A 17,297-nucleotide genomic window follows, 5' to 3' on the forward strand; every position below is an offset into this window, starting at 1 on the left:
CGGTGAAGGAGCCGGGCCCGTCCGGCCCCTTCACCGAGCGTCGGCGCTACTGGAGAAATCCCTCGTAGTTGTGCTGCTGCAATCGGCTCTCGATCTGCTTCACGGTGTCCAGCGCGACGCCGACGACGATCAGGAGGCTGGTCCCCCCGAACGGGAAGTCCTGCGTGGCGCCGAACAGCGACAGCGCGACCATCGGGATGAGCGCGATCAGCCCCAGGTAGAGGGCCCCCGGCGCGGTGATCCGGGTGAGCACGTAGTCGAGGTACCCGGCGGTGGGCCGCCCCGGACGGATGCCGGGGACGAACCCGCCGTACTTCTTCATGTTGTCGGCGATCTCGGTCGGGTTGAAGGTGATCGCGACGTAGAAGTAGGTGAAGAACACGATCAGCCCGAACAGAGTGACCATGTGCCAGGGATCGTCCTGCCGGGTGAGCGGGGCCAGGGTGCGGTTGAGGAACATGTTCCGAGGCCACATCTGTGCCGCGAGCGCCGGGACCGACAGCAGCGACGAGGCGAAGATCGCCGGGATGACGCCGGCCTGGTTGACCTTCAGCGGGATGTAGGTGGACGTACCGCCGTACGCGCGCCGGCCGACCACCCGCTTGGCGTACTGTACGGGGATGCGCCGCTGGGCCTGTTCGACGAAGACGACCCCGGCCATCACCGCGAGGCTGGTCACCGTCACCAGTGCGAAGGTGAACCCGCCCTTCCTGGTGTAGATGTTCCAGAACTCGGTCGGGAAGACGGCGACCACCTGCGTGAAGATCAGGATGGACATGCCGTTGCCGATGCCCCGCTCGGTGATCAGCTCACCCAGCCACATGATGACGGCGGTACCGGCGACCATGCAGGCCACCATCGTGACGACGGTCAGCATCCCGGGGGCGCCCAGGATCCGCTGCCCGCAGCCCGGGAAGAGGTTGCCGGACGCCGCCATCGCCACGACGATCGTGCCCTGGAGGATCGCCAGCGCGACCGTGAGGTAGCGGGTGTACTGAGTGATCTTGGTGGTGCCGGCCTGCCCCTCCTTCTTGAGGGTCTCCAGACGCGGGATCACCACCGTCAGCAGTTGCAGGATGATGCTCGCGGAGACGTACGGGTAGATGCCCAGCGCCATGACCGAGAGCTTGAGCAGCGCCCCGCCGCTGAACAGGTTGACCATGCTGAAGACGTCGGCCCGGCTGCCGTGAGCGGCGGCCTGCGCGCACGCCCTGACGGCCGACACGTCGACGCCGGGCGCGGGCAGGTTCTGGCCGAGCCGGAACACGACGACGATGCCGAGCGTGAACAGCAGTTTCCGACGCAGGTCAGGAGTCCGGCAGGCCCGGACGAGGGCGGTCAGCATCCGCCCTCCCAGCGAACGGCCGAGCCGCTGCGGAGGGCGACGGCCCTGCCACGACGGTGGGGAACGGCCGCGCCGAGGGCAAGCGCCGAGCCGCGACCGATACGACGGGCGGACGGATCCGAGTACGAGAAAGCGCGTGATCGGGCGAGCACCGAATGTGCTCGCCGCGCGGTGATACGAGAGATGACATGCCTCCACACGGGAACGCCGCGGCGCTCACGAGGACGCCACGGACGACGAACGGGAACGTCAGGAACCCGTGTGGGAAGGAGGCCCGCGGAGGCTGACCGCGGAGGTGAAGACGGCCGGCGGCGCCACCGAGTGCGCAGCGACGACGGCGGCCACACGCCGGGACGTCCGGGCGTGATCTACGGATGCCGCCGGTACGGCGGAGCCCGGACCGGCCCGGTCGGCCGCGGGTTCGTCACCGGCCAGCAAACGTGACGCGACGGTCCCGCGCCCGGCACCGATGCGATCCGCGACCAGATGGACGGCCGCCGTCCGCCCGGCGCGGGTGCGATCCGCGACGGGGTGGGCGGCCGCCGTCCCGAACGACGGCCTCTCGATCGCGTCCGCCGCGGCGGACCCTCTCGGAACGGCGAAGGCGCCGGCCCCCACCATGCGGACGAACGCCGATGCGAGTCGGCGCGGAACGTGGGCGGTGCCGGCCGGAGCCGCGCGGGAACGCCCGGAGCCCCGGTCGAGGGCGGCGACGGTCGCCGCCGAGCCACCGGTTCCGGCGGCGTTGGAGGTCTCTCCGCTGCCCACGCGGATGACGTCGGCGACGGCGGTGCCCGGGATCGCCGCCAGGACGGCGGTCATGACGAAGCCGAAGAATCCGGCGAGCAGTGTCAGCAACCGTCCCCGGAGCAAGGTGCGGCTCTTCACGCCCACCCCCGCTGACCGTCCGACCCGTCCTGTCCCGACCGGCGGCCTGTACGCCCCCGGCCGATCATTGATCACGATAGACCGCGTCGCCGTGCACCGTCCACGTTTCGCCCAGGCCCCGGGCACGCACAATGCGCGCGCAGGAACCGCGGAACCGGCCGCTTCGCGGCATATCACGGCCGGTGAGGCCGCCTCCACCGAGCCCTGTGTCCGCTCTCCGCCGGGCCCTAGGTCCCTCCTCCGCGAGCCCCGTGTTCCATCCTCCGCCGCGCTCCGCGCTCGCTCTTCGGCGACGAGTCCGGCCGTCGGGTGCAACCGATCCCGGCCGGGCGGGGTTCATGAGGCGGCGACGCGAGATCGGCGCACCACGGGGGTGCGCCGGCCGCGACGCCGACGTGATGAGAAAGGGTCCGGATGCCGATGAGCGGTCGCGACGACGTCCTCACCGTGCTCGACGCGTTCTTCGCCGCGGAGGCCGCCTACATCACGGCGGGTGGTCCGGGCGTCGCCGACTTCGGTGGCATGGCGGCGCATCTCGCGCCCGACGTCGTGATGCACCAGGCACCGACGCTGCCGTACGGCGGCGTGTGGCGCGGTCACGACGGCATAGAGCGGTTCATGGCCGCGATGAGCGAGGCCTGGCTGTCGCTGGAGTTCCTCGAACGCCGGCAGTGGGTGGACGGCGACACCGTCATCGTCTCCAACCACGGACGCCTGACCGCTCGCACCACCGGCCGGTCGATCGAGACGACGGTGCTCCAGCTGATCACGGTCCGGGACGGCCTCATCACCGAGTTCCGGCCCTTCTACTGGGACACCGCGGCCGTCAACGACACCCTGACCCGTCCCACTCCTGAGAAATGAGGATGAGCATGTCCCGTCTTAACGGCAAGGTCGCTCTGGTCACCGGCGGCAGCCGCGGCATCGGTGCGGCGATCGCCTACCGGCTGGCCTCTGAGGGCGCCGACGTCGCGATCACGTACGTGAACTCCGACGAGCAGGCCCAGCAGGTGGTCACGAAGATCGAGGCGACCGGTCGGCGTGGGATGGCCGTCCAGGCCGACGCGGCGGACCCGCAGGCGGTCGTGGGCGCGGTCGACCGCGTCGCGGCGGACCTCGGCCGTCTCGACGTCCTGGTGAACAACGCCGGCATCGGTGTCGTCGGCCCGGTCGAGGATCTGTCCCTGGAGCAGGTCGACCAGGCGCTGGCCGTGAACGTACGCAGCGTGTTCCTCGCGTCGCAGGCGGCGGTCCGGCACCTCGGTGACGGCGGCCGGATCATCAGCATCGGCAGCGGCCTGACGTCGCACGTGCACGCTCCGGGGCTGAGCGTCTACACCATGAGCAAGTCCGCCCTGCTCGGCCTCACGAAGGGCCTGGCGCGCGAGCTGGGCGGACGCGGCATCACGGTGAACGTCCTGAACTGCGGGTCGGTCGACACCGACATGAACCCGGCGGACGGCGGCCCGTTCGCCGACGAGCAGCGAAGGCTCACCGCCGTCGGCCGCTACGGCATGCCCGACGAGATCGCCGGCATGGTCGCCTACCTCGCCGGTGACGAGGCCGGCTTCGTCACCGGCGCCGCGTTCGCCATCGACGGCGGCCACGCCGCCTGACGCCCGGCGATCCCATCTCGGTCCCCGTCGTGCGCCACTCCATCCCCGCTCGGGTCGCTCACCTGCGCGACCGGTACGTTCATCAGGTAGCGGTGAGTCGGTCCGAGCGGGGCCGTGGGCGTGAGATTGCGAGAACATATGGAGCTGGTGCATTCGGGCAAGGTCCGCGACGTCTACGCGGACGGCGACGATCTGATCCTCGTCGCGACCGACCGGGTGAGCGTGTACGACGTCGTGCTCCCGACGCCGATCCCGGACAAGGGAAAGATCCTCACGCAGCTGTCGCTGTGGTGGTTCGAGCAGCTCGCCGACGTCATGCCCAACCATGTGATCTCCGCCGACGACGTGCCGGCGGAGTGGGCGGGACGGGCGATCCGCTGCCGCCGCCTGGAGATGCTGCCGGTCGAGTTCATCGCCCGGGGCTACCTCACCGGCCTGGGTCTGAAGGAGTACCAGAAGCAAGGGACGGTCTCCGGGGTGCCGCTGCCGCCGGGCCTCGTCGAGGCGTCCCGGCTGCCGGAGCCGGTGTTCACGCCGACCACCAAGGCGGCGACCGGGCACGACGAGTTCATCACCTTCGACGAGGTCGCGCGGGAGATCGGGGCGGAGACCGCCGAACGCCTCCGCGACGCGACTCTGGAGATCTACCGCCGGGGGGCGGCGCTGGCCGCCGAGCGGGGCATCATCATCGCCGACACGAAGCTGGAGTTCGGCCGGGCGCCGGACGGCACTCTGGTCCTCGCCGACGAGCTGCTGACCTCGGACTCCTCCCGGTTCTGGCCCGCCGACGCGTGGGAGCCGGGCTGTCCACAGCACTCGCTGGACAAGCAGTTCGTGCGCGACTGGTCGGCGACGGTCACCGACTGGGACCGCACTCCGCCGGGCCCGCCGATCCCGGACGACATCGTCGAGGCGAGCCGCGCCCGCTACATCGAGCTGTACGAGCGCATCACCCGCTCACCCTGGCGGTCGGGGCGAAACTGATCGTGTTACGAGCCCCGGCTCGGTCGAGCGGCCGGGCGCGGGGAGTGGCCGAAGGCCGCGGCATACAGGGATCCGCCGCGGTGATCGCGGTGGAGGCCGCTCACCGGCCGGCCGTCGACGGAGCGGCCTCTGGGGTCGTGGCCCCCGCGCAGGCGTTCAAGGCGGCCGATTTCCTGGACGTCCTCGTCCCCTACGGCGTCACCTGGTCGGTCGCGACGATGTGACGCGGTTCTTGTCGTGCCGTCGCGGCACGGCTTATGCGAGGGGCCACGCGGCCAGGGTCTCGTACCGTGGTGCCTCACCGCCGAGATGGCTACGGACGAGGTGGATCTCGCCGACCGTCCAGAGGCTGCCTTCGAAGGCGTCGACCTCGGCCACGAGCGGCCGCAGGTCGAGCGGTTCGCGGGCGCGGGCCAGCGTGAGATGGGGGTGGAAGCGCTTGTGTTCGTCCGCGTCGACGCCTTCCCTGCGGGCCGCGGCCACGCACGAGTCGGCGAGACGCCGCAGATCGGACTCGAGACCGGTCCACAGCACCCGGGCGGACGCGGGGCGCGGAAAGGCGCCCGCGCCGGCGAACATCACCGTACGGTGCGGATGCCGCCCGGCGGCGCGTTCGAGCCGGGGCAGCAGGCGCGGCACGACCCGATCGTCCACCTCGCCGTAGAACGCCAGCGTCACGTGCCACGACGCCCGGCGCGTCCAGCGCAGGTCCGGATGCGCGGCGCGGTGGGGGCGGAACGCGGCCTCGACCTCGTCGAGCACGGTCTCCGGCGGCATGAGCGCGACGAAAAGCCTCACATGCGCCAGCTTCTCATTCACGGACTGTCAGGCCGACCCGTCGACGAAAGGCCGGCCCCTCGGCCGCGACCCCGCCCCGACCGATCAGGCCGACCGACGTCCAGGCCGTCACCGCGTCGTCGCGAGCAGTCCCCGGAGCCGGCCGGCCCGTAGGGCGTCGAGGGCTGGGCGCGGCGCCATGACGGCGACGACTCCGAAGACGGCGGCGAGGGACACGATGCCACCGATGATCATGCTCGATCGGGGCCCGAAGACCTCCGCCAGCCAGCCGATGAGCGGCGAGCCGATCGGGGAACTGCCCGCGAACACGAGCATGTACAGGCCCATGACCCGACCCCGCATCTCCGACGGCACGCTCAGCTGCATGACCGCGTTGGCGGCCGTGTTGAACGTCAGCAGCGCGATGCCCGTGGGCACCAGCAGCACGACGAAGGACACGTAGTCCGGCATCAGACCGCTCGCGATCTCCAGGACGCCGAAGACCGTCGCGGCGCCGAACAACAGCCGCATTCTTAGGTTCTTGCGGCGCGCGGCCAGCAGCGAACCCGACAGCGCGCCGACGGCGAGCATGGTCGAGGCGAGGCCGAACGAGGACGCGCCGCTATGGAAGACCTGGCGGCTCATCAGCGCGGTCGTCATCTGGAAGTTCATGCCGAACGCGGCGACGAACAGCACCAGCGTGAGCACCATGACCAGGTCGCGGCGCTGCCGGACGTACCGCAGCCCTTCGCGCAGCTGACCCTTCGCCCGGGGGACGGGCTCCCGGAGATTCAGCTCGTCCTCGCGCATCAGGTAGAGGCCGAGGAGCACCGCGCCGAAGGATCCGGCGTTGACGAGGAAGACCGGGCCGGTGCCGATGGCGGCGATCAGCACGCCGGCGACCGCCGGGCCGAGGATCCGCGCCATGTTGAAGATCGCGCTGTTCAGCGCGATGGCGTTGGACAGGTCGGCGCGCCCGACCATCTCCACCGCGAACGTCTGCCGGGTCGGGTTGTCCACCACCGTGGCCATGCCGAGGCCGAAGGCCAGCGCGTACACGTGCCAGACCTGGGCGCTGCCGGTGACCGCGAGCAGGCCGAGCACCAGCGCGAGCGCGCCCATAACCGCCTGGGTGACCATGAGCACGCGCCGCTTGCGGTACCGGTCGGCCAGCACGCCCCCGTACAGGCCGAACAGCAGCAGCGGCAGGAACTGCAGGCCCGTCGTGATGCCGAGCGCCGCCCCGCTGCCGTGTGTGAGGTCGAGGACCAGCCAGTCCTGCGCGACCCGCTGCATCCACGTGCCGGTGTTGGAGACGACCTGACCGGCCGCGAACAGCCGGTAGTTGCGGTTGCGCAGCGACCGGAACAGGCTCAGACCTTGCTGAGGCGCTCCAGGATCGGCGCCGCCTGGCGCAGGATCTCCCGTTCCTCGGGGGTCAGCTCCGCCAACCGCTGGGCCAGCCACGCCTCCTTGCGGCGCCGCTCCTCCTTCAGGAGCTTCTCGCCCTCCTCCGTCACGCTCAGGATGACCTGCCGCCGATCCGTCGGATGCGGGTTGCGTGTCAGCAGGCCCCGCTCCTCCAGCGCGGCGATCACTCGGGTCATCGAGGGGGGTTGTACCTTCTCGTGCTCCGCCAGCTCCCCCGGCGTCAGCGCGCCGTGCCGCGAGACCGCGCCGAGCGCGGCGAGCTGGGTGACGCTCAGCGACTGTCCCGCCTGAGCGCGCATTCGTCGTGACAGCCTGCTTACGGAGACGCGCAGGGCCGCTGCCAGGCCCGCACGGCTTCTGGTCTGGGATGTTGGCATTTTCTTTAGCATGAGTCATTACTCTTGCTAACGATACGCGTGCGACTCGTATTCCGCAAGGTCGTTAGCAATGCGTACGACTCTGCCCCTCCTCCCGGAGAACGGCACAACGTGCCACCGATCACCGAGCCCGGCCGTCGACGAACCCTCCGGCGAGCACTTGCCGGGAAGGTAACGCACCACACCCCCGCGCGGCACCCCGGGACCTGCGGAAATCGACGAATTCTCGCCGCCCGGGCCGTACGGCTCGGACGGCGCCAGGGCGTAACGCGATCCAACGGCGATCACGCCGGCCGGTTACGCTGATTCCCATGAGCCGCGAGCGACGTCACGTCACGGAGCCCATCAAGACCAACGACGTCCTGACCGCGGCCGCCGGCGCCGCGGCGTTCGCCCTGGCGTTCATCGTGCTCCTGATCGTCCCGCTCCCCGCCCGCGACCACTGGTGGCGCTGGGTGTGCGTGGTCGGCTGCGCGATGGGCCTCTTCGGCTGCTGGTACATCCCGCGCCTCCAGCGTGCCCGCGAGGCCGCCGCCCACCGCCACTCCGCCGACCACGCGACCGGCTGACACCTGCGCCGGAGCAGGCCCGACGGCTTGATCATCGAGGTCGTTATAGCGGGCGACGTTCTCGATCCCGAACCAGGAGTCGCCGGGGTGGCTCCGGGCCGGGGTCAGGAGCGGGCCGTGCGCCCGGTGCGCCGGCATGAAGCGCTCGACGCTCTCCCGGTGATGCTCGGCGGCCGGATCGGTGACGGCCCGGTACTCCTCCTCGTGGAGGTGGACCGTGGCGTGCGGGAAGTCGGGAAGGCCGCCCGTGTGGTCGCGGTGGAGGTGGGTGAGCACGATGTGGCGCACGTCCGCAGGGTCGAAGCCCAGCCGGGCGACCTGCCGGAGCGCGGTCTGGCCGGGGTCGAGGACCGGTTCGGCGAAGGCGAGGAAGTCCGCGCCGAGCCTCTCGCGGGCGTTCGCCACATCCTCGTCGCCGAATCCGCTGTCCACCAGGACCAGGCCGTCGGAGTCCGTCTCGATCAGCAGGCAGTGGCAGACCGCCCGCGCGGGCGGCACCTCCTCACCGACCGCGGCGATCACACTCATGGATCCACAGTCCAGATGATGTACTCGCATGACACTTCCTCGTCGTTCGTCGAACATCGTCCGCGAGGACGCTAGGAGGCACGCTCGTGGCTCACCAAGGCGTTGGTCACGGCCAGGGATTGCTGGACGCCTGTTCCGGCCCGGTCGTCGAGCCGAACCCGAACTGTCCCGTCGAGATCACCCTCGGCGCGCTCCGGGGACGCTGGACCCCGCTGATCCTCGGTGAGTTCCTGCGCTCCGGTGAGCTGAGCTATTCCCAGCTCGCCGCCGCCCTCACGGGTCTGTCGGACAAGGTGCTCTCCGAACGGCTGGCGCAGCTGACCGAGGCAGGGATCCTGGAACGTCGCCGGACCCCCGCCTGGCCGCCGCGCGTCACGTACGCGCTGACGGACCGGGGCCGTGCCCTGGCCCCGGTCCTGGAGGCGTTGTGGTCCTGGGGGCGCGGTGACGCCACCTGAGCACGGCTTCCAAGGGCGACCGTCTATAGTTAGTTGGGTGACTGACTCAACGAAGTCCCGGGTGCGCGGAGTGGACAAGCGCCGCCGCCTGACGGCGGCGGCCGCCCAGGTCCTCCACCGGCAAGGGGTCGAGCGCACCACGATCGCCGACATCGCGAAGACCGCCGACGTCCCCGTCGGGAACGTCTACTACTACTTCAAGACCAAGGACGAGCTTGTCCAGGCCGCCCTGTCCGAACACGAAGGGTCGCTGGCCGAGCTCACCGCCGAGCTCGACAAGCTCCCCGACCCCCTCGACCGCCTCAAGGCCCTGGTCGAGGCGTGGGTGAGCCAACGCGACATCGCCGCCCGCTACGGCTGCCCCACCGGCACCCTCGCCGCCGAACTCGACAAACGCGCCGACGGCACCCTCGACCGGGAGGTGGGCCGGGTCATCCGCGTGCTGCTGGACTGGGCGGAACACCAGTTCCACGCGCTCGGCCTCCCCGACCCCGGCGACCTCGCCGTCACGCTCGTCGCCGGCTACCAGGGCATGTCGCTCCTCACCAACGCCCTGCGCGACCCCGAAATCATGACCCGTGAAGGCGACCGCCTGATCCGCTGGCTCGACACCCTGACTTCCGGTACGTGACCGCTTTCGCCTATTCGGCATCGGAATGATGGAAAAACCAATATCGATCGCACCGACAAATAGGAGCGACCATACCCTAATTGGTAGCTGCACCGCCTTTTCACACAAGACTTGATCTTGGTCCGGAAGCGGCATAGGTTTCACCCAACCGATTTCCGGCGGTTTAAGGAGGTTGCAGGTGTCTCGATTGTTGGGCGCGATGAGCGACAGGCTGCTGGGCGCAGTCCTCAAAGAACAGTCGGCCGGCGCATGCGTTCCTGAGCACGGCTCACCCTGCAAATGCGTGAACGGATGGCAGTACATCTTCGACTGCAACGGCATCTGCCGATGGGACGACGGCCGTTGCTAGTGGGCGATAGCCGATAATTCGGCCGTCCGGGCGGCTCCCCGGAAAGCGCGCGCCGATGGGGGGCCGCTCGTTTCGCGCCGCGATCGATACGGCGGTTCTCAAAGGGGCCGCAGCACCGTCCCCAGCACGGTGGCCGCCGAGATGTAGCCAATTGCCTGGAGTCCAGGCTTCGCTCCGCGTCGCCACGCACGACAAGACAGTCGGATGGCACCACCGCCCGTGGGCCGCGCCGACCGCGGCGAGCACATCATGACCCGTGAAGGCGACCGCCCGATCCGCCGGCTCGACACCCTGACCGCCGACGGCGACGCCCCCGACCCTGACAGCGGGAAGACCGAGACGGACGAGGGCGGACCGGCCGCCCGAGCAGCCGGTCCACCCTCGAGGCGATCCCGCCGTCCGGCCACAGCGCCTATTCGGCGCGTGCGGCGGAAGCGGTCGCGGCCGGGAGCGGAAGCCGGTTCACCGCGAAGGAGCTCGCCGTGATCTTCCCGTCCGTGTCGATCAGGGCGAATGTCGGGTAGCCGGACACGTCGAAGGCGGTGCCGATCGGACCGTCCGTCTGTTCGACGACGACATCGGTGACCTGTGTCAGCGCGGCGAGGTGCTCCCGGGTCTCCTCTTCGTCACCGTGGAGGACGGCGAGGACGGGCCGGTCCTCGTCTCCGGCGAGCGTTCGGGCGAGGTCGACGAAGCGCGGTAGCTGCACCTCGCAGGCGCCGCAGCCGGGAGAGAAGAACGCGATGACACCGCCGCTCACGGTCGACCGCGAGACCGTGTCACCGGTCGTGGTGCGCGCGGTGAACTCCGGTACGACCGCGTTCGCCGGCAGCATCAGATCCTCGGCCGGGTCATGCCCACCGCTCTGCGCCCGGAGCCGACGGATGATGCCGTACGTCAGCAGGAGATTCAGCAGGCAGACCACAGCGAGGATGATCAGCGCCGCGACCACGTAGGGCATGGATGACTCTCCGATCAGGTGAATGAGACATCAGACTCGAACAGCCGGCACCATTTCAACGTTTATAGAGTTGCGGAATCGCCGACAATAAACAATAGAGCGAGCGTTACCGACTACAGTCCCATTGCGCGCAAACAAGGGGCGAACATACCTCTATGGATAGTCGGAAATAAAGCCCCGCGCAAGACTTGATCTTGGTCGGAGAAGCCACATATATTGCTGCCAGTCGATTTCCGTCGTTTAAGGAGGTTGCAGTGGCTCGAATGTTCGCCGCGATGAGCGACAGGCTGCTGAGCGCAGTGCTGAAGGAGCAGACCGCCGGCGCTTGCGTTCCCGAGCACGGCACGTTCTGCAAGTGCGTGAGTGGGAAAAAGTACGTCTACAGCTGCAACGGCCCATGCGTTAGGGACGGGTCTTGCTAGTCGTCGATAACCGATAAGCCGGTTGTTCGGGCGGTCTCCCGGAAGGCATACGCCGATGGGAGGCCGCCCGTTCTTTCGGCGGAACAGGATCGAAGATGCAGTGTTCACAGCGGGCGTAGCACCGTTCCCAGCACTGTGGTCGCGGAGACGTAACCGAACTGCCGGGAGTCCAGGCTCCGCTCCGCGTCGCCACGCACGATGAGACGGCCGGGCGGCACCACGGCACCGCGGGCGGCGCCGACCGCGGCGAGCGTCTCCTCCGGCACCCGGTCTCCCGGTACGGCCGCGACACGCTTCACCAGCCACGGCGGGTCGGGCTCGGTGTCCGGTCCTGCGACGGGATTACGAAAGACCGCCACGTCCCCGCGCCGTGGTCGTACGGTGCGACGCACCAGCAGGCGGTCGCCGTCGGCGAAGGTGGGCGCCATGCTGCTCCCCGTCACCCGGACCAGCGCCAGCCGCGAGCGAAGGACGATCGCAGCGGTGCCGCAGAGCAACACCGTCACGCCGGCGAGGACGGGCAGGGAATCCGGCCGGCGGGCGACCGCACGACGCGTCACGAAGCCACCTCATTCTGGTCGTTCGCGCCGCGCGCGGCGGAGGAGACGGCTGCGGGCCGGTAGCCCGCGGCCTGGAGGTTGAAGAGCCTGGCGTAACCGCCGTCGAGGACCATCAGGTCGTCGTGGCATCCGAGTTCGGAGATCCGCCCGTCCTCGAGAACCGCGATCATGTCGGCGTCGCGCAGCGCGCTGAGCCGGTGGGAGATGAGCAGGCCGGTCCGTCCGGCGCGGTGCTCGCCGAGCGTGTGGTGGATCTGATGTTCGGCCTCGGGATCCAGCCCCGCGCTGGGTTCGTCGAGGATCAGCAGGTCCGCCTCGGAGCGCATCAGCGAACGGGCCAGGGCCACCCGCTGCCACTGCCCGCCCGACAGCGTCACGCCCGTGCCGCCGTCCTCTTCGTCGAGGTGGACGCGGCTGAGCTGCGTCTCGTACCCGTTCGGCAGGCGTCGCAGCGTGGCGTCGATTCCGGCCAGCCGGGCCGCCGCGCAGACCCGATCCCGGTCCGTGGCCCGCGGCAGATCGCCGAGGCCGATGTTCTCCTCCGCGGTGAGGTCGTACGTCATGTAGTCCTGGAAGGTCACGCCGATGCGTCTGCGCAGGGCGTCGACGTCCATGTCCCGCAGGTCGATGCCGTCCCACAGGATCGCCCCGCGCTCCGGGTCGTAGAACCGGCACAGCAGCTTCACGAGGGTGCTCTTGCCCGCACCGTTGACGCCGACCAGGCCCAGCGACGAACCCGCCGGAAGGGTCAGATTCACGCCGCGCAGCACCCACGGGCCGTCCAGGTCGTACCGGAACCACACGTCGCGGAGCTCCACCTGCCCTCGCAGAGGCAGTGCCGGCCCGTGACCCGCAACAAGGTCGTCGCGGTCCTCCATCAGGTCCAGGAAATGGCCGAACAGCCGCACCGCCTCGGCCGCCGACCCGGCCTGGAGGACGACACCGCCGAACACTCCCTGCACGCCCGCCACCGCGGCGATGAACAGCGTCACGTCGCCGACGGTGAAGCGCTGGTGAGCCGCACCGATCACCACCACGAGGATGCCGAAGCCCGTCACCACGCCGTTGAGCACGGCGAACCCGGACTGGGTCAGCGCGACGCGCCGCGTGACCGCCAGCTCCGCCTCCGTCGCGCCGCCGACGGCGCTCACCAGCCGCCCGTGGAGAAAGCCGCCCAGCCCGAAGAGTCGGATCTCCTTCGCCGCCCGAGGATCCGTGAGCAGGGAACGGTAGAACATCCGGCGCCGGTACTTCGCCGACATGGCCTCGGAGACCTCCACCTGACGGCGGGCGATCGCCAGCCGGGAGATCAGCGCGGCGGCACACGAGGCGAGCAGCAGTGCCGCCATCGGCGGCCACACCGCGAGCAGCACCCCGAGGAACCCCCCGACCGAGGCGACGGCCTGGACGACCTGCTGCCCGAAGAGCGTGATGTTGTGCGGCGCGTCCTGGGATGCCTGCTGAGCCAGCCTCAGCCGGTCGTGGAAGGCCGGGTCCTCGAACCTGCGCAGCCCCCGGAACTCGTTCACCTTGGCGAACAGCCGACGCTCGACGTTCACGACGAGACGCTGGCGGACCATTTCGTCGAGGTAGCCGCCCACCTGCCCGAGGACCGCGGTGAGGGCGCCGGTCAACGCCATCGCCGTGCCCAACGCGACGGCTCGCCCCGCGTCGGCGCGGCCACCACCGAGCTCGTCGAACAGCAGCTTGCCGAGCCACGCCATGACGGCCGGCCCGACGCCGGAGGCGGCCGTGACGCACACGAGCAGCGACGCACCGACGGGAGCGGCCCGGAACTGCAGGGCCAACGCCGAGAGGACCGCCCGCAGGCGCGGCCGGCTCCCCCGGATCGGGTCCCCTTCGGGGAGGCCGTCGGCGTTCTCGTCGCCAGGTGTGTCGGCTGCGGCCGCCGATTCGTCCGGTGTCGGACTGATATGCGTCACTCCGTAACCATCCGCGTCACCCAGGGGTCTCCCAAGATCTCCGAAATGGACAGCCGGAACCTACGGCTCTGCTCCGGCGGCACACAAGGGACCTGGGACCTAATTCGGTCCGGGTGACGGACCGGTCACCGATCTCACACGGATCGGGCGCGTCCGCGATCAGGCGCCCAGGTCCTCCTCGGCGAGGAGGTCCGGGAGATTCTCCGGCTCGCGGAGGGCGGCCTCGGCGAGCAGGCGATCGGGCCAGCGGTCGCACGCCCACGCCAGCCCCCGGGCCAGACCGGCCGGGCCGCTCGCATGGACGGTGCCGTCGGCGTACCACCAGGCGACCTCCTGACCGTCCACGACGAGGCGCTCATGGTGGACGTACGTCTCCGGCGCCTCGGCGAGGACCGCCAGCGCCACCGCGGGCACCGGGCGCTCCTCTCCTGCCGACTCGACGACGCCGGGGACCTCCTCGCCGCCGAGGGAGAGCTCGAGCGCGTCCGCCACATGCGGCGGGACGAACAGCAGCGGCTGGCCGCGTAGCAGCGGCAGTAGGTCGGGACGGTCGACCACGATGACGTCCTCGGCCGGAACGACCTCCGGCTCGCCGTCCACCAGCGCCCGTACGTGGTCCGGCGGGTCGACGTGCAGGTCCGTACGGGCCAGCGCGGCCCACAGGTCCCGCAACCGCTCGCGGGACACCGTACGGGCCGGATCGGCGAGGCGGTCGAGGAGCTCGGCGGGGCCGTCGGGCTCGGCGAGCAGCGCGTCGACCGTGGTGCGCACGCCGAGCGCCACGGCGAAGCGCGAATCCAGGCCCGCCGGGGCCTGGTCGTACAGGTCGGCCAGGTCCTCGCCCCGGCACAGCTCCCCGGGCCGGCGGCCGTCCAGGACGGGATGCCGGCGCAGCCACCACGCGGTGTACGAGGGGACGTCCACGTGGCGGCCGTCGGCGAGGACGACGCGGACGGGATCGACGACGGCGGCGCGCAGGTCCGGCTCGGCCAGGAGGCGGAGCGCCTCCCGCCAGTCGGCGACGAACTCCAGGTCGCGCACTGCCGTGAACTCCGGAATGACATACCCCGCGTCGAACGACTCCGCCCACTCCTCCTCGCCGTCAAGGTGGGACTCCGGCTCGATGACGTCCTCGGCCCGGACGAGCGCGAACGTCCGCAGCACCCCGGCGGCCTCGAGCACCTCCGCGCCATACCGCTCGACCAGGTCGGCGTCCACGACGCCGAACGGCGCGTCGTCGGCCATCACCTCGGCCAGTGCCAGCGGCGCGCCCGGCAGCAGCAGCTCACCGGCCGGGTACGGCTCGCCGTCGTCGCCGGGCAGCGCGAGCTCGGCCAGCCACGGCTCCTCCCCCGGCCGCAGGTGGGCGCGGGCGACGAGAGTGAGCACGGCGTGCCAGATCGGCTCCGGGTCCTCCTCGTCGTACGACGCGGCGACCGCCCCGCGCGTCGCCGCGTCGGTGAGGACGGCGCGCGGGCCGGCCTCGACGGCACCGAGCCGCAGCAGCAGCGGGTGCGCGGCCTCCGGATGGACGACGCGCAGGCCGAGGGCGTCGAGTCCCTCGGGATCGGTGACGAGCAGGCCGCGCGGCCCGCGTACGGTGCGGCCATCGGCGAGGGGCACCGGCAACCCGGCGAGCGCGTCACGGTCGGCGCCGTCCAGCGCGGCGTACAGGCGCCGCCACCACGTGGGCTCGCGGTCCAGTCCCGCGAGCGCGTCAGCGACGTCGGCGAGCGTCATGCGGCGGACGCCGAGGGCGGCCAGGGCCGGGTGGCGGGCCGGCCAGCCGGCCGGCAGCAGACCGGGAACGACCTCCGCGAGCACATCTGTGAGCGCCGCCGGACCGTCCACGACGACGGCGTCCCGCCCCCGAACCCGGACCGGTTCGTCCCTCCACGGCAGGTCCCCCGCCGCGGCCACCTCACCGCCGGTCGGGGCGATGCCCGCCTCTACTCCGGAGCGGGCAGGGTCCGCCTCGGGCACGTGCTCGCCGAGGTACGGCCCGCGGGTCTCGGGGACGGTCGGCAGGAGCGGCAGGTCGGGGAGGCGGGCGAGGATCGCGCGGCGGAGCCGGGCGTCCAGTTCGCCCTTGGCGACCGGGCCGGGCACCAGGTCGAGGAGGCGCGGGTCCGGCGGCGGCAGCGCGGTGTACGCCTCGGCCGCCCGCTCGATGAGGAAGTCGGTCAGCGGCCCGGGGGCGACGTGCCGCCGGTCGGGGGCAAGCGGGAACGACGCGATGAGCAGCGCCGGCAAACCGAGCGGCTCGTCACTCGGCGTCGGCGCGTGGATCACGGCCGGCACGTCGTCGGGCAGCGGCTCGTCGGCGACGGCCCAGCGCACCTGCCAGTAGGGGCGCTCCTCGACCGGCCGGTCCGCCAGCAGGTCCGCCGCGACCTCGCCGTGGGCCTCGGCGGTGCGCCAGGTCGTGCCGTTCACGGTGACCGAGCCGGTCGCGGCCCCTTCGGCCGGCGGGTCCCAGGTCGCGTGCAGCGTACGGACCTCGCCGTCGACCTCGATGGCGATCTCGGCGAGGGCGGGCAGGGACAGGAGCAGGGCCGGGCCGGTCTCGGCGAGCAGCCGCCGGACCAGCGTCTCGGCGTCCGAGTCGCGCAGCGGCAGCCGAACGAGCGTGTCGTACCCGTCCGGAGTTGCAGTGGGCGCTGTATCCGGAGTCCGCCCGGAGGGCGCGGCTTCGAGAATCGGCCTGGCAGACGCAGCCCCCGGAGCCGACCCAGCAGGCGCAGTCTCTGGAACCGGTGTGGCGGGCGCGGTCTCCGGAACCGGTGTGGCGGGCGCGGCGAAAGGCAGGCGTAGGACCGGCACGTGGCCGCCGCGCCGGTCCAGCTCGGCGGCGACCCCGGGGATCCGCGCCACTGCCTCACGGGTGCGTTCGGCCGACCAGGCGACCGCCGCCCCGCCGGACACGATGGACGGGTCGTCGCTGACCGCGACGACGGCGGCGAAACCGACGCCGAACCGGCCGACCGCGTGTGCCTCGTCGCGTTTGGCGGAGGCCCGCAGCGTGCTCAGCGCCTCGACCCCGGCGGCGTCCAGCGGCGCGCCGACGTTGGCGGCGCTCAGCACGCCGTCACGCAGTATGAACCGGATCCGGCCGGGAACGCCGGCGCGGGCGGCCGCGTCGGCGGCGTTCTGCGCCAGCTCGACGATCACCCGGTCGCGGTAGCCACCCCGCGTGTGATCCTCTTCGGCGTTGGCGTCCTCGCGGAACCGGGCCGACGACGCCGCCCAGGCGTCCAGCACCCGGGCGCGGATCGCCGCTGTGCCGAACGGGTCGTCCATCTCGTGCCTCTCCACTGCTGCAGTGTCTTCCCGACCAACCCGCGCCCGACCGACCTCCCGGGCCTTCCCGACCAACCCGCGCCCGACCGACCTCCCGGGCCTTCCCGACCAACCCGCGCCCGACCGACCTCCCGGGCCTTCCCGACCAACCCGCGCCC

General features: G+C 71.1%; 16 protein-coding genes and 1 pseudogene. 7 read left to right on the top strand and 10 right to left on the bottom strand.

Annotated elements, in window-relative coordinates; translation table 11 throughout:
- Positions 1 to 46: 46 nt before the first annotated feature.
- Positions 47 to 1,345 carry a preprotein translocase subunit SecY gene (secY, locus tag AB0I04_RS27755; protein WP_360890373.1) on the bottom strand — a complete coding sequence of 433 codons (1,299 nt, stop codon included), beginning with the start codon at positions 1,343 to 1,345 and terminating at the stop codon, positions 47 to 49.
- A gap of 249 nt (positions 1,346 to 1,594) precedes the next feature.
- A complete protein-coding gene (locus tag AB0I04_RS27760; protein WP_360890376.1) occupies positions 1,595 to 2,233 on the bottom strand; it encodes a hypothetical protein in 639 nt (212 codons plus the stop codon).
- A 420-nt stretch (positions 2,234 to 2,653) separates the two neighbouring features.
- Between AB0I04_RS27760 and AB0I04_RS27765 the strand changes: the two genes are divergently transcribed.
- The 4 genes from AB0I04_RS27765 to AB0I04_RS27780 all read left to right on the top strand — a co-directional run bounded on the left by AB0I04_RS27765 (position 2,654) and on the right by AB0I04_RS27780 (position 5,057).
- Positions 2,654 to 3,097, top strand: coding sequence for a nuclear transport factor 2 family protein (locus tag AB0I04_RS27765; RefSeq protein ID WP_360890379.1), 444 nt, complete (start codon positions 2,654 to 2,656; stop codon positions 3,095 to 3,097).
- Between the two features lie 8 nt (positions 3,098 to 3,105).
- Positions 3,106 to 3,849, top strand: coding sequence for a 3-oxoacyl-ACP reductase family protein (locus AB0I04_RS27770; protein ID WP_360890382.1), 744 nt, complete (start codon positions 3,106 to 3,108; stop codon positions 3,847 to 3,849).
- Positions 3,850 to 3,987: 138 nt separating this feature from the next.
- On the top strand, positions 3,988 to 4,833 hold the full coding sequence (locus tag AB0I04_RS27775) for a phosphoribosylaminoimidazolesuccinocarboxamide synthase (RefSeq protein ID WP_360890385.1): 846 nt from the start codon (positions 3,988 to 3,990) through the stop codon (positions 4,831 to 4,833).
- 80 nt (positions 4,834 to 4,913) lie between these two features.
- Positions 4,914 to 5,057, top strand: coding sequence for a hypothetical protein (locus AB0I04_RS27780; protein WP_360890388.1), 144 nt, complete (start codon positions 4,914 to 4,916; stop codon positions 5,055 to 5,057).
- 31 nt (positions 5,058 to 5,088) lie between these two features.
- Here AB0I04_RS27780 and thpR read toward each other — a convergent pair whose 3' ends face one another.
- The 3 genes from thpR to AB0I04_RS27795 all read right to left on the bottom strand — a co-directional run bounded on the left by thpR (position 5,089) and on the right by AB0I04_RS27795 (position 7,418).
- On the bottom strand, positions 5,089 to 5,631 hold the full coding sequence (gene thpR, locus AB0I04_RS27785) for an RNA 2',3'-cyclic phosphodiesterase (RefSeq protein ID WP_360890391.1): 543 nt from the start codon (positions 5,629 to 5,631) through the stop codon (positions 5,089 to 5,091).
- Positions 5,632 to 5,739: 108 nt separating this feature from the next.
- Positions 5,740 to 6,981, bottom strand: coding sequence for an MFS transporter (locus tag AB0I04_RS27790; protein WP_360890419.1), 1,242 nt, complete (start codon positions 6,979 to 6,981; stop codon positions 5,740 to 5,742).
- Positions 6,982 to 6,983: 2 nt separating this feature from the next.
- Positions 6,984 to 7,418, bottom strand: a complete 435-nt coding sequence (locus AB0I04_RS27795) for a MarR family transcriptional regulator (protein ID WP_360890394.1) — start codon at positions 7,416 to 7,418, stop codon at positions 6,984 to 6,986.
- Between the two features lie 311 nt (positions 7,419 to 7,729).
- On the opposite strand from AB0I04_RS27795, the gene AB0I04_RS27800 reads away from it, so the two are divergent.
- Entirely contained in the window at positions 7,730 to 7,987 is a 258-nt protein-coding gene (locus AB0I04_RS27800; RefSeq protein ID WP_360890422.1) for a DUF2530 domain-containing protein, read from the top strand.
- A gap of 153 nt (positions 7,988 to 8,140) precedes the next feature.
- On the opposite strand, the pseudogene AB0I04_RS27805 reads toward AB0I04_RS27800, so the two are convergent.
- Positions 8,141 to 8,572: pseudogene (locus tag AB0I04_RS27805) on the bottom strand (MBL fold metallo-hydrolase); the annotation flags it as partial.
- Between the two features lie 29 nt (positions 8,573 to 8,601).
- Here AB0I04_RS27805 and AB0I04_RS27810 point away from each other — a divergent pair.
- Together AB0I04_RS27810 and AB0I04_RS27815 are read left to right on the top strand one after the other, a co-directional pair.
- The gene (locus tag AB0I04_RS27810) at positions 8,602 to 8,973 is read left to right on the top strand and encodes a helix-turn-helix domain-containing protein (RefSeq protein WP_360890397.1); all 372 of its coding nucleotides are present in this window, start codon (positions 8,602 to 8,604) and stop codon (positions 8,971 to 8,973) included.
- 37 nt (positions 8,974 to 9,010) lie between these two features.
- Positions 9,011 to 9,604, top strand: a complete 594-nt coding sequence (locus AB0I04_RS27815) for a TetR/AcrR family transcriptional regulator (protein ID WP_360890399.1) — start codon at positions 9,011 to 9,013, stop codon at positions 9,602 to 9,604.
- A gap of 761 nt (positions 9,605 to 10,365) precedes the next feature.
- Here AB0I04_RS27815 and AB0I04_RS27820 read toward each other — a convergent pair.
- The 4 genes from AB0I04_RS27820 to AB0I04_RS27835 form a co-directional block, all read right to left on the bottom strand.
- Positions 10,366 to 10,914: a TlpA disulfide reductase family protein gene (locus AB0I04_RS27820; protein WP_360890402.1), complete on the bottom strand. Its 549-nt coding sequence runs from the start codon at positions 10,912 to 10,914 to the stop codon at positions 10,366 to 10,368.
- Between the two features lie 526 nt (positions 10,915 to 11,440).
- On the bottom strand, positions 11,441 to 11,896 hold the full coding sequence (locus AB0I04_RS27825; RefSeq protein WP_360890405.1) for a S26 family signal peptidase: 456 nt from the start codon (positions 11,894 to 11,896) through the stop codon (positions 11,441 to 11,443).
- Positions 11,893 to 13,839: an ABC transporter ATP-binding protein gene (locus AB0I04_RS27830; RefSeq protein WP_360890408.1), complete on the bottom strand. Its 1,947-nt coding sequence runs from the start codon at positions 13,837 to 13,839 to the stop codon at positions 11,893 to 11,895. Before AB0I04_RS27830 ends, AB0I04_RS27825 begins: the two co-directional genes overlap by 4 nt.
- A 159-nt stretch (positions 13,840 to 13,998) precedes the next feature.
- Entirely contained in the window at positions 13,999 to 17,139 is a 3,141-nt protein-coding gene (locus AB0I04_RS27835) for a hypothetical protein (RefSeq protein ID WP_360890425.1), read from the bottom strand.
- Positions 17,140 to 17,297 lie beyond the last annotated feature (158 nt).

The sequence above is a fragment of the Actinoallomurus sp. NPDC050550 genome (assembly GCF_040655075.1).
In the GTDB taxonomy this organism is placed as follows: domain Bacteria; phylum Actinomycetota; class Actinomycetes; order Streptosporangiales; family Streptosporangiaceae; genus Actinoallomurus.